This window comes from Actinoallomurus vinaceus (assembly GCF_039542055.1).
Lineage (GTDB): Bacteria > Actinomycetota > Actinomycetes > Streptosporangiales > Streptosporangiaceae > Actinoallomurus > Actinoallomurus vinaceus.
In genome coordinates, this window is sequence record NZ_BAABHK010000015.1 from 244,519 (window position 1) to 256,555 (window position 12,037).

Consider the following 12,037-nt stretch of genomic DNA (forward strand, 5'->3'; position numbering starts at 1 on the left):
CCTGCGCGGGCGTCCCGGCGGATGCCGTAGCGTACGTCCGTGGACATCCGAGCGCTCGCGACCGAGGATCTCAACGCGGCCTATGACCTGAAGGTTCGTGCCTTCGGGCCGGGCGACCAGGCGCAGTGGTTGCGCTCCATCCGTCCCGCCCTGCGACAGGGCCGCGTGTTCGGGGTCTACGACGGCCACCGCCTCGTCGCCTCCGCCCGTTACCACCTGTTCGACCAGTGGTGGCACGGACGCGCGGTCCCGATGGGCGGCGTCGCGAGTGTGGCCGTGGCCCCGGAGGAGCGCGGTCGCGGCGTCGGGCGTCGCCTGGCCCGGGCTCTTCTGGAGGTCATGGACGGCCTGCCGCTCGCGGCGCTCTACCCAGCCACCGCGCCGGTCTACCGCTCCGTCGGGTACGAGCACGCCGGTGCGCAGCACTTCGTCACCCTCGCGTCCGAGGCACTGCGCACGCTCGGCACCGGATCGGTGAAGATCCGGCGCGTGGGCCCCGACGACGCCGCCGACGTCGTCCGGCTGCTGCGCCGCCTCCACACCGAGGCGCGTGACAACGGGCCGATCGACCGGGGCGAGGACTTCTTCCGGGACCTGCTGGACAGCCCGGATCTCTTCGCCTATCTCGCCGAGGACGGCTTCCTCGCCTACGGCTGGGGCGCGGGCGGCCAAGAGCTCGTCGTGCACCGTTGCGTGGCCGGATCCGCCGAGACCGCTCGGGCGCTCTGGGCACTCGTCGGATCCGGCTCCTCGATGGCCCGGACCGTGCGCGCCTGCGTCGCCCCGGACGATTCCCTGTTCTGGCTCCTGCGCGACCGGTCCGCGGAGGACATGCACCGTGCCTCGTGGATGCTGCGGGTCCTCGACGCGCCGGCGGCCGTCGCCGCCCGCGGCTTCCCCACCGGCCTGTCGGCGGAGGTCCCCCTGACGATCACGGACGAGGAACGACCGGGCAACGCCGGATCCTGGCGGCTGAGCGTCGACGGCGGCCGCGCCACCCTCACGCGTACGGACGGCGAACCGGACGCTCTCCGGCTGTCCGCCCGAGGCCTGGCGGCCCTCTACGCGGGCGTCTCGACGACCCGCCTGCGCCGCTCCGGCCTGGCCGAGGGCGACGCGTCCGCCGACGCGATCCTCGACGCGGCCTTCGGCGCGACGCCGTACATGCTCGACTACTTCTGATTCCCGCGCGACACGCCGGGGCCTGGGCGGCCCGAAGCCGTACACGGCGAGTAGCCTCGCTGCGAACAGATGTTCGGAATGGAGAGGAATCGTCGTGCGGGTACTCGGCGTCGACCCCGGCCTGACCCGGTGCGGCGTGGGGGTGGTGGACGGCGCGCCGGGCACGCAGCTGCGGCTCGTGACCGTCGACGTCATCCGCACCAGCCCCGACGACGACATCGGGACCCGGCTGATCGGCCTCGAGCGCGGCCTGGAGGCGCTGCTCGACGCCTACCGGCCCGACGCGGTGGCCGTCGAGCGCGTGTTCAGCCAGCACAACGTCTCCACCGTCATCGGGACGGCGCAGGCCGGTGCCATCGCCATCGCGTGCGGGGCACGGCGGGGACTGCCGGTCGTGCTGCACACCCCGAGCGAGGCCAAGGCCGCCGTCACCGGCAACGGCCGTGCCGACAAGGCCCAGGTCACCAGCATGGTGACCCGGCTGCTGCGGCTCGACACGCCGCCCAAGCCCGCCGACGCCGCAGACGCGCTGGCGCTCGCGATCTGCCACGTGTGGCGTGGCGGCGCTCAGGCGCGCATCCAGGCGGCGAGGATGAGACAGTACGGAGTCGACAGGTGAGCGGAGACCAGAGCGTGCCATCGGCCGGCGGCTCCACGGTGCGCGGAGGGACAGGGCAGTGATCGCATTCGTCAGCGGGAAGGTCGCCGGCGCGGGACCGGACGGCGCCGTCATCGACGTCGGCGGCGTCGGCCTGTCGGTGCAGTGCACCCCGGCCACGCTCGCCGGCCTGCGGGTGGGCGACCAGGCCCACGTCCCCACCTCGCTCGTCGTCCGCGAGGACTCCCTCACGCTGTACGGCTTCGCCGACGACGACGAACGCGCGACCTTCGAGCTGCTGCAGACCGCCAGCGGCGTCGGGCCCCGGCTGGCGCTGGCCATGCTCGCCGTCCACCCGCCGAACGCCCTGCGCCGCGCCGTCGCCACCGAGGACGTGAACGCGCTGACCAAGGTGCCGGGCATCGGCAAGAAGGGCGCCCAGCGCATCGTGCTGGAGCTCAAGGACCGCCTCGGCGCGCCCGTCGACGACGACTCGGGCGCGCCCGTCTTCGTGACCCGCGCACTGCCCTGGCGCGACCAGGTCCACGCGGGGCTCACCAACCTCGGCTGGACCGGCAGGGACGCCGACGCCGCCGTCGACGCGGTGGCCACCGAGATCGACGGGCAGGACACCCCCGACATCGCCACCCTGCTCAAGATGGCCATGCGGAGGCTGAGCCGATGAGCCGCGGAGGGATCGCGTGAGCGACGAGCGCTTCGTCTCGCCGGTCGCCGACGGCGAGGAGAAGGTCATCGAGGCGGCGCTGCGGCCCAAGCGCCTGGACGAGTTCATCGGCCAGGCACGGGTCCGGGAGCAGCTCTCCCTCGTCCTGCACAGCGCCCTGCGGCGCGGCCGTCCGCCGGACCACCTGCTGATGTCCGGGCCGCCCGGCCTCGGCAAGACCACCCTCGCCATGATCATCGCGAGCGAGCTCGGCATGCCGTTGCGGATCTCCTCCGGCCCGGCGATCGAGCGGGCCGGCGACCTCGCGGCCGTGCTGTCCACTCTTTCCGAGGGCGAGGTGCTGTTCCTCGACGAGATCCACCGGATGGCCCGCCCCGCCGAGGAGATGCTGTACGTCGCGATGGAGGACTTCCGGGTCGACGTCGTCGTCGGCAAGGGGCCGGGCGCGACCGCGATCCCGCTCGACATCGCGCCGTTCACCCTCGTCGGCGCGACGACCCGGGCCGGACTGCTGCCCGCGCCGCTGCGCGACCGGTTCGGCTTCGTCGCCCACATGGACTTCTACGAGCCGGCCGACCTGGAGCGGATCATCCACCGGTCGGCCCGGCTGCTCGACGTCCGGATGGACGACGACGGCGCGGCCGAGATCGCCCGGCGGGCCCGGGGCACGCCCCGGATCGCCAACCGGCTGCTGCGTCGCGTCCGTGACTACGCCGAGGTGCGCGCCGACGGTGTGATCACCGTGGAGGTCGCGCGGCAGGCGCTCACGCTGTACGAGGTCGACGCCGACGGGCTGGACCGCCTCGACCGGTCGGTGCTGGAGGCGCTGCTGGTGAAGTTCGGCGGCGGTCCCGTCGGCCTCTCGACCCTCGCCGTGGCGGTCGGCGAAGAGCCGGAGACGGTGGAGGTCGTCGCCGAGCCCTTCCTCGTACGGAAGGGCTTCATCGCCCGGACCCCGCGGGGGCGGATCGCGACACCGGCCGCCTGGCGGCACCTCGGACTCGCCCCGCCGCCCACGGTGGAAGGTACGCTTTTCGAAGTGGAGGAGGAGTGACGGGAACTTCTCGGTGCACGGGTTCGTCACGTCGTTGCCGGGGTTTCAGGTACTCCTTTACACTCCGGAGCTTGGTCGCCGTCAGTAGATGACACGCCTTCGCGGCGCGAAATGGCCGGCGGCTAGCTCAACACATCACATCGGAAGGATGCCCCGGTGCAGGGCAACACAACACTCACAGCGCTCACTCATGTCACCGCGGCGAAGAGCGGCAGCAATCCATTGGTGTCGCTGCTACCCCTGATCCTCATCGTCGTGGTCTTCTATTTCCTGCTGATCCGCCCGCAGCGCAAGCGGCAGCAGCAGCAGGCCCAGCTGCAGAACCAGATCGAGCCGGGCCAGCGGGTCATGACGACCGCGGGCATGCTCGCGACGGTCGCGGCCGTGGAGGACGACGCGATCATCCTGGAGATCGCCCCGGGCGTTGAGGCCCGCTTCGTCAAGCAGGCCATCGGCCAGGTGCTGGACGACTCCATCGATGAGGACGAGGAGGAGGAGACCGAGGAGGTCGACGAGGTCGAGGAGACCGAGGCGGCCGCTGAGGAGCCGAAGAGCGGCGCCGACGCCGAGGTCGCGCAGGACGACATCGAGCCGAAGACCGAGGCGAAGACCGTCGTCGACGACACCAAGCCCGCAGAAACGGTGAAGGACGGCGAGCAGAAGGCCGACAAGAAGCCGTCGGCCTGACCTAGACCTGACCGCAGAAAAAGGACGAAAGACGACCGTGGCTCCGCCTAGCAGAAACGTTCCAAGACCTGGGCGCACTCTTCTCGCGCTGTTCGTGATCGTCGCAGCCCTGGTGGGCGTGATGTTCTGGCAGGGCCAAAAGACGCCCAAACTGGCTCTTGATCTCGCCGGTGGCACCACCGTGACACTGTCGGCGGAGCCTACGAAGCCTGGCGCCAAGATCGGCGAAGGCGAGATGGGCCAGGCGCTCAACATCATGCGTGAGCGCGTGAACAGCCTGGGGGTCTCCGAGGCGGAGGTCACCAAGCAGGGCAGCAACGTCATCGTCGTCCAGGTCCCCGGCAAGGGCCAGGAGCGTGTCGCCAAGCTCGTCGGCACCACGGCCAAGCTGGAGTTCCGCCAGGTGCTCGTGGCCGAGCAGGTGGGCCTCCCGAAGCAGACGTCGACCCCGACCCCGACGCCGACGAGCACGGGCAAGACCAAGGGCGGCGCCAAGCCCTCCGGGAGCGCGAAGCCCTCCGGGAGCGCGAGCCCGTCGGGTTCGGCCAGTGCCACGCCCAAGGGCCGGGCGCTTGCCCAGGCCCTCACCAAGGAGACGCCGAAGCCGTCGACGTCGGGCAAGGCCTCGGCAAGCCCGAAGGCCACCCAGTCGCTCACCCCGCAGCAGCTCCAGCAGTTGCAGCAGCAGCTCCAGCAGCAGCAACAGCAGCAGACCGGCGAGGACTTCTCCGGCGTCGACCCGGCCGTCAAGGCGCAGTTCGACAAGCTGACCTGCACCGGCAGCGACGTGGGCCAGGGCCAGACGCTCGACGCGAACAAGCAGGCGGCGATCTGCGCCCGGCCCGATCCCAAGACTCACAAGGTCGACTACAAGTTCATCCTGAGCCCGGCCAAGATCTCCGGAAACCAGGTCACCAAGGCGCAGGCGCTCCCGCCGGACCCGCAGAACGGCCGGATGCAGTGGACCGTCAACCTCGACCTCAACGGCCAGGCGACCAGCGCGTTCGCCAAGTTCACCCAGCAGGCCGCCGCGCTCGGGGAGAACAACACCCGTAACCACTTCGCGATCGTCCTCGACGGCACGGTCTACTCCTGGCCGGGCGTCAAGGAGGCGATCAACTCGGGCAACGCGCAGATCGAGGGCCAGTTCAACCAGGCGGACGCCACCGACCTCGCCAACGTCCTGAAGTTCGGCGCGCTGCCGCTGAAGTTCAAGCAGGGCTCGCTCGAGTCGGTCTCGGCGACCCTGGGCAAGGACCAGCTGACCGCCGGTCTCATCGCCGGCGCGATCGGCCTGGGCCTGGTCGTGCTCTACTGCCTCATGTACTACCGCGGCCTCGGGTTCGTCGCGATCTCCAGCCTGGCGATCGCCGGCATCATCACCTACGAGTCGGTCGTGCTGCTCGGCAAGTTCATCGACTTCCGGATGTCCCTGGCCGGCATCGCCGGTGCGATCGTGGCGGTCGGTATCACCGCGGACTCCTTCGTCGTGTTCTTCGAACGGCTACGGGACGAGGTCCGCGAGGGCCGCACCCTCCGGACCGCCGTCGAACGCGGCTGGGTGCGCGCCCGGCGCACGATCATCGTCGCCGACGCGGTGTCGTTCATCGCGGCCCTGCTGCTGTACTGGTTCGCCATCGGCGGGGTGAAGGGCTTCGCCTTCACGCTCGGACTCACTACTCTGATCGACGTGGTCGTGGTGTTCTTCTTCACCAAGCCGCTCATCACGCTGCTGGCCCGTACGAAGTTCTTCGGCCGCGGCCATCGATGGTCCGGCCTCGATCCGACGACGCTGGGCGTGAAGAAGCGCGTCAGCGCCCGTCCCGCCAGTACCAAGGAGGCCTGATGTCACGGCTGGGCAACATCGGCGGCCGCCTTCACCGCGGTGAGGTCTCGATCGACTTCGTCGGTCGGCAGAAGACCTGGTACGCCATCTCCGGGCTCATCCTGGTCGTCAGCGTCGTGTCGCTGCTCACGCTCGGCCTGAACTTCGGCGTGGAGTTCAAGGGCGGCACGGTCTTCCAGTTCCCGACGAGGTCCGGCGTGACGACCTCGGACGCCCGCGCGGCGGTCAAGGACTCCGGGGTCGTCAAGGAGGACCCCATCGTCCAGAAGACCGGCACCGGCTGGCGGGTCCAGACCGAGAGCCTGAGCTCGGAGGACATCGCCAAGGTGCAGGGCTCGGTGCAGCAGAAGCTGCACCTGGCCAAGGCCGACGACGTCAGCCCGCAGAGCGTCGGCGCGAGCTGGGGCAAGGACATCTCCCAGAAGGCGCTGCAGGGCCTGCTGATCTTCCTGGTCGCGATCATCATCTACCTGTCGGTGGCGTTCGAGTGGCGGATGGCGGTCGCGGCGATCATCGCGCTGGCGCACGACATCCTCATCACGATCGGCGTCTACTCGCTGGTGCAGTTCGAGGTCACGCCGTCCACGGTGGTCGGCCTGCTGACGATCCTCGGTTACTCCCTGTACGACACGGTCGTCGTGTTCGACAAGGTGCGGGAGAACACCAAGTCGCTGACCACTTCGAACACCATGACCTACAGCCAGGCGGCGAACCTCGCGGTCAACCAGACGCTGGTCCGGTCGATCAACACCTCGGTCATCGCGCTGCTGCCGGTGGCGGGCCTGCTGTTCATCGGCGCGGGCGTCCTCGGCGCCGGCACCCTGAAGGACCTGGCCCTCGTCCTGTTCGTCGGCATGATGGCCGGCGCGTACTCCTCCATCTGCATCGCGACGCCGATCGTCGCCGACCTGCAGGAGCGGCAGGAGAAGTACAAGACGCTCGCCAAGCGGGTGGCGGCCAAGGCCAACAGCCCGAAGCGCAAGGCCAAGCCGGACGTCGAGGTCGCCGAGCTGCCCGACGGCGATGTTGAGGACGAGGAAGAGGCCGAGGCATCCTCTGTCGGGGCCGGTGCCCGGGTCGTGCAGAATGGTCCGCGGCAACAGCCCCGCCGGGGTGGCACGAAGGGCCGGCCCAGCGGCAAGAAGAAGCGCTGAGTCCATCCCGCGGCGGATCGCGTGATCCGTCGCGGGGTGGCGTCTATGAGGAGAAACGTGACCTCGCGACCGGTCGACCTGACGAAACTGATCAACGAGCGGATCCGCGAGGTCCCCGACTACCCCAAGCCCGGGGTGGTCTTCAAGGACATCAGCCCGCTCCTGGCCGACCACACCGCCTTCGCGGCCGTCGTCGACGCCATCGTGGCCTACTACGGGCGCGGCACCATCGACAAGGTCGTCGGGATCGAGGCCCGCGGCTTCATCCTGGCGGCCCCGGTGGCCTACCACTTCGGCGCCGGGTTCGTGCCGGTCCGCAAGAAGGGCAAGCTGCCGGCCGCGACGTACGCCGAGAGCTACGACCTCGAGTACGGCAGCGAGACCATCGAGGTGCACCAGGACGCCCTCGTGCCGGGCGAGCAGGTGCTGATCGTCGACGACGTGCTGGCCACGGGCGGCACGGCCGCGGCGGCCGCCGAACTCGTCCGCCGCTCGGGCGCCGAGGTCGCGGGCCTGTCCGTGCTCATCGAGCTCGGCTTCCTCAAGGGCCGGGACCGGCTGTCCGGCCTGGACGTTCACGCCCTCATCGAGGGCTGACACGCTCTCACGAGCCCGTACGGCGCCCAGGCCCCGTACGGGCTCGTCCGCGTCCGGGGCCGGGCCTCTGAGCGACGTCGAGGCCTCGTAAGGGCTCGTCCGTGTCCGCCGCGACCGCTTGGCCAGGCCTCTGAGCGATGTCGAGACCTCGTACGGGCCCGTAGGTGCGGTCGGCCGCCCTCTGAGCGATGTCGAGGCCTCGTACGGGCCCGTCCGCGTCCGCTCGACGGCTCCGTCGGGCCTCAGAGCACCTTGAGGGCCTGGACCATGCGCGTGGCGATCGGCCCGGCGGCGTCGGCGCCGAAGCCGCTGCCCTCGGTGACCACCGCGAACGCGATCTTCGGATTGTCGGCCGGCGCGAACCCCGCGAACCACCGTTCGTTGTACGGCAGCCCGGTCTCCGCGGTGCCGGTCTTGCCGGCGATGTCGGTCGGCACCTTGCCGCGCGCGGTGCCGGTCTGGACGACCTCCCGCATCATGTCCTGCAACTGGCCCGCGGTCTCCGAGCTCGTCGCCCGGAGCAACTGCCGGGGAGACGCCGCCTCGATCTCGGACTGGTCGGGCGAGACGACCCGCTGGATGAGGTACGGCTTCATCACGACGCCCCCGTGGGCGACGGCGGCGGCCGCGAGGGCCATCTGCAGCGGCGTCGCGGAGACGCTGCCCTGGCCGATGCCGCTGCGCCCGACGTCGTCGCCGCCCATGTTCTTCGGGTAGACGCTGGCGGCGCTGCTCAGGTTGTCCTCGATCGGGATGCGCTGCCCGAAACCGAAGCCGCCCGCCTCGGCGCCGAGTTTCCGCTGGCCCATGTCCAGGGCGAGCTTGCCGAACGTGCTGTTGCACGACTGCGCGAAGGCCTCGATGAGCGGCAGCTGGCCGCCGTTGCACGGCCCGGAGTCGGCGTCGTTGTGCAGCGGGTTCCCGGAGGGCAGGGTGAGCACGCCGGGGGTGTCGACCGGACTTTCCTTGTTCAGGCCCTGCTTGTCCATCCCCGCGGCCGAAGTGATGATCTTGAAGGTCGAGCCCGGCGCGAAACTTTCATCGATCGCCTTGTCGATGAGCGGGCTGCCGGACGCCTTCAGCAGCCGGTTGTACGCCCGCGTCGACGCGGCGGTGTCGTGCACCGCGATCGCGTTGGCGTCGAACGACGGGTAGGACGCCATCACCTTGATCGCGCCCGTCCGTACGTCGATGGCGACCGCGGCGGCGCGGCGCGAGGTGCTCGACCGCAGGGCGTCGTACGTGGTGCGCTGGGCGTCCGGGTCGATGGTCGTCTGCACGGTGGCGCCCTTGTTCGCCTTGCCCACGATCGCGTCGAACCAGTGCTGGACGGTCAGCCGCGGGTCGGTGCCGGCCAGCAGGCCGTCGGCCGCGGCCTCGACCCCCGTCACGGCGCCGCTGGGCGCGAAGTAGCCCGTGACCGGCGCGAATATCTCCGAATCCGGGTACACGCGCTGGTACTTGAAGTCCTTGTTGCCGGTGTCGCGGGACCGGGCGATGATCGTGCCGCCCGCCATGATCAGCCCGCGGTCCCGGTTGAACTGCGCGAGGAAGTGCCGGGCGTTCAGCGGGTCGTCGCGGAGCTTCTGCTCCTGGTAGCCCTGGATGTAGGTGACGTTCACCAGGAGCGCCAGGATCAGGAGCAACGAGAAGATCGTCGCCCTGCGGATCGTCTTGTTCATCGGCCCCCAACCTTCGTCGGTGCCCCTCCCAGCATCCTCTCCCTCCCTGACCGGCACTCCTAGTGCGATGACCGGAATGGGTGATGGGCACCGACTGGAAAACGACTACGGATAAACTGTGGTTCCGACGTATGAATGGGGAGGCTGGGTGCCCGGTGAGGTGGTCTCGTCCGACGCGGTGACCGATGCCGCGCTGACCCCGCAGGCCCAGGCAGAGGCCTCTTCGCCGGCGGCGCCGGCGGGTGCTCCCGAGCCGGTGCCGGACGACGGCGACACGACGCCGTCGGGCGCGACCGCGCCGTCCGCCGCCCGGGTCCGCAGACGACTCGCCCGCCTCGGAGCCCAGCGTGGTCCAACGATGAATCCCGTACTCGAACCGCTGATCAAGACGCTTCGGAACACCCATCCCAAGGCGGATGTGCGACTCGTCGAGCGCGCGTACGACGTCGCCGCCCACCATCACCGCGACCAGAAGCGCAAGAGCGGCGACCCCTACATCACCCATCCGCTCGCCGTGGCGACGATCCTCGCCGAGCTGGGGATGAACACCGAGACGCTGTGCGCGGCGCTGCTGCACGACACCGTCGAGGACACCACCTACACCCTCGACCAGCTCCGCGCCGACTTCGGCGACGTGATCGCCGCCCTCGTGGACGGCGTCACCAAGCTCGACAAGGTCAAGTACGGCGAGGCGGCGGAGGCCGAGACCGTCCGCAAGATGGTCGTGGCCATGTCGCGCGACATCCGGGTACTGGTCATCAAGCTGTCGGACCGGCTGCACAACATGCGGACGCTGCGCTACCTGCCCCGGCCGAAGCAGGAGCGCAAGGCCCGCGAGACGCTGGAGATCTTCGCGCCGCTCGCGCACCGCCTCGGCATGAACACGCTGAAGTGGGAGCTGGAGGACCTCGCCTTCCAGACGCTGTATCCCAAGCGGTTCGACGAGATCGCCCGGCTGGTGTCCGAGCGCGCGCCCCGGCGCGACGTCTACCTCCAGGAAGTGATCGAGAACGTCTCGGGCGACCTGCGCGAGGCCAAGATCAAGGCGACGGTCAAGGGACGACCGAAGCACTACTACTCGATCTACCAGAAGATGATCGCTCGCGAGGTCGGCTTCGAGGAGATCTACGACCTCGTCGGCATCCGCGTCCTCGTCGACACCGTCCGCGACTGCTACGCCACCCTCGGCACGATCCACGCGCGATGGAACCCGGTCCCCGGCCGGTTCAAGGACTACATCGCGATGCCGAAGTTCAACATGTACCAGTCGCTGCACACGACCGTGATCGGCCCGGAGGGCAAGCCGGTCGAGCTGCAGATCCGCACCCGCGCGATGCACAACCGCGCGGAGTACGGCATCGCCGCGCACTGGAAGTACAAGGAGGAGACGGTCGGCGCCGGGTCGGCCGGCAAGGCCGGGGACATGGCCTGGCTCCGGCAGCTCCTCGACTGGCAGAAGGAGACGACCGACCCGGCGGAGTTCCTCGAGTCGCTGCGCTTCGACCTGTCGGTCTCGGAGGTCTTCGTCTTCACGCCGAAGGGGCAGGTCCTGGCCCTCCCGCAGGGCGCCACCCCGGTCGACTTCGCCTACGCCATCCACACCGAGGTCGGGCACCGTACGATCGGCGCCCGGGTCAACGGCCGGCTCGTGCCGCTGGAGTCGACGCTCGACAACGGCGACACGGTGGAGATCTTCACCTCCAAGTCGCCCGACGCCGGGCCCAGCCGCGACTGGCTGAACTTCGTCAAGAGCGCCCGCGCCCGCAACAAGATCAAGCACTGGTTCTCCAAGGAGCGCCGCGAGACCGCCATCGAGCAGGGCAAGGAGGCCCTCGCCCGCGCGATGCGCAAGCAGAACCTCCCGCTGCAGCGCATGCTCTCCGGGGAGGCCCTCGTCGCGCTGGCCCACGACCTGCGCTACTCCGACGTCTCGGCGCTGTACGCCGCGATCGGCGAGAGCCACGTCTCCGCGCAGAGCGTCGTGCAGAAGCTCGTCGACTCCCTCGGCGGGGTCGAGAGCGCGGCCGAGGACCTCGACGAGACCGTCATCCCGAGCAAGAAGCGGCGGTCGCGGCCCGCGGGCGACCCGGGCGTGGTCGTCGCCGGCGACCCGGACGTGTGGGTGCGCCTGTCCCGGTGCTGCACGCCGGTGCCGGGCGACGAGATCGTCGGGTTCGTCACGCGCGGCAACGGCGTCTCGGTGCACCGGGCCGACTGCGTCAACGTGGCGAACCTCCGTACCCAGCCGGACCGCATGGTCGATGTCAAGTGGTCGCCGGGGGAGGACTCGGTCTTCCTGGTGGCCATCCAGGTCGAGGCGCTCGACCGCACCCGGCTGCTGTCCGACATCACCCGGGTGCTGTCCGACCAGCACGTGAACATCCTGTCGGCGTCCGTCGCCACCAACCGCGACCGGGTCGCCATCAGCAGGTTCAGCTTCGAGATGGGGGATCCGAAGCACCTGGGCCACGTGCTCAAGGCGGTCCGCAACGTCGACGGCGTCTACGACGTCTACCGCGTCACCAACTGACCCGTTACATGATCGTCGGCCC

At 69.9% G+C, this 12,037-nt stretch carries 10 protein-coding genes; 9 read left to right on the plus strand and 1 reads right to left on the minus strand.

From position 1 onward, the window contains the following. Positions 1–39 precede the first annotated feature (39 nt). The 8 genes from ABEA24_RS40245 to ABEA24_RS40280 all read left to right on the plus strand — a co-directional run bounded on the left by ABEA24_RS40245 (position 40) and on the right by ABEA24_RS40280 (position 7,803). On the plus strand, positions 40–1,182 hold the full coding sequence (locus ABEA24_RS40245) for a GNAT family N-acetyltransferase (RefSeq protein ID WP_345438490.1): 1,143 nt from the start codon (positions 40–42) through the stop codon (positions 1,180–1,182). A gap of 94 nt (positions 1,183–1,276) precedes the next feature. Then, positions 1,277–1,801: a crossover junction endodeoxyribonuclease RuvC gene (ruvC, locus tag ABEA24_RS40250; protein ID WP_345438492.1), complete on the plus strand. Its 525-nt coding sequence runs from the start codon at positions 1,277–1,279 to the stop codon at positions 1,799–1,801. Positions 1,802–1,859: 58 nt separating this feature from the next. Further along, a complete protein-coding gene (ruvA, locus tag ABEA24_RS40255; protein WP_345438494.1) occupies positions 1,860–2,465 on the plus strand; it encodes a Holliday junction branch migration protein RuvA in 606 nt (201 codons plus the stop codon). Between the two features lie 16 nt (positions 2,466–2,481). Beyond that, positions 2,482–3,519, plus strand: a complete 1,038-nt coding sequence (gene ruvB, locus ABEA24_RS40260) for a Holliday junction branch migration DNA helicase RuvB (RefSeq protein WP_345438496.1) — start codon at positions 2,482–2,484, stop codon at positions 3,517–3,519. 156 nt (positions 3,520–3,675) lie between these two features. After that, positions 3,676–4,206 (plus strand): preprotein translocase subunit YajC, encoded by a 531-nt coding sequence (gene yajC / locus ABEA24_RS40265; RefSeq protein WP_345438497.1) that lies wholly within the window; start codon positions 3,676–3,678, stop codon positions 4,204–4,206. Positions 4,207–4,300: 94 nt separating this feature from the next. Further along, entirely contained in the window at positions 4,301–6,052 is a 1,752-nt protein-coding gene (gene secD, locus ABEA24_RS40270) for a protein translocase subunit SecD (RefSeq protein WP_345438499.1), read from the plus strand. Continuing rightward, positions 6,052–7,206 carry a protein translocase subunit SecF gene (secF, locus tag ABEA24_RS40275; RefSeq protein WP_345438501.1) on the plus strand — a complete coding sequence of 385 codons (1,155 nt, stop codon included), beginning with the start codon at positions 6,052–6,054 and terminating at the stop codon, positions 7,204–7,206. Before secD ends, secF begins: the two co-directional genes overlap by 1 nt. 45 nt (positions 7,207–7,251) lie before the next feature. Then, positions 7,252–7,803, plus strand: coding sequence for an adenine phosphoribosyltransferase (locus ABEA24_RS40280; protein WP_345438503.1), 552 nt, complete (start codon positions 7,252–7,254; stop codon positions 7,801–7,803). 242 nt (positions 7,804–8,045) lie between these two features. Here the strand turns inward: ABEA24_RS40280 and ABEA24_RS40285 are convergent, their stop codons facing one another. Then, complete coding sequence (locus tag ABEA24_RS40285) at positions 8,046–9,485, minus strand: penicillin-binding transpeptidase domain-containing protein (protein WP_345438505.1); 1,440 nt, start codon at positions 9,483–9,485, stop codon at positions 8,046–8,048. 358 nt (positions 9,486–9,843) lie between these two features. Here ABEA24_RS40285 and ABEA24_RS40290 point away from each other — a divergent pair, with 358 nt between their 5' ends. Further along, complete coding sequence (locus ABEA24_RS40290) at positions 9,844–12,015, plus strand: RelA/SpoT family protein (protein ID WP_345438601.1); 2,172 nt, start codon at positions 9,844–9,846, stop codon at positions 12,013–12,015. Positions 12,016–12,037 lie beyond the last annotated feature (22 nt).

Bases quoted from the DNA above. Each gene is read 5' to 3' on its own strand.
- ABEA24_RS40285 (WP_345438505.1), bottom strand. From the start codon at position 9,485: ATGAACAAGACGATCCGCAGGGCGACGATCTTCTCGTTGCTCCTGATC.
- ABEA24_RS40290 (WP_345438601.1), top strand. From the start codon at position 9,844: ATGAATCCCGTACTCGAACCGCTGATCAAGACGCTTCGGAACACCCAT.
- secF (WP_345438501.1), top strand. From the start codon at position 6,052: ATGTCACGGCTGGGCAACATCGGCGGCCGCCTTCACCGCGGTGAGGTC.
- ABEA24_RS40280 (WP_345438503.1), top strand. From the start codon at position 7,252: ATGAGGAGAAACGTGACCTCGCGACCGGTCGACCTGACGAAACTGATC.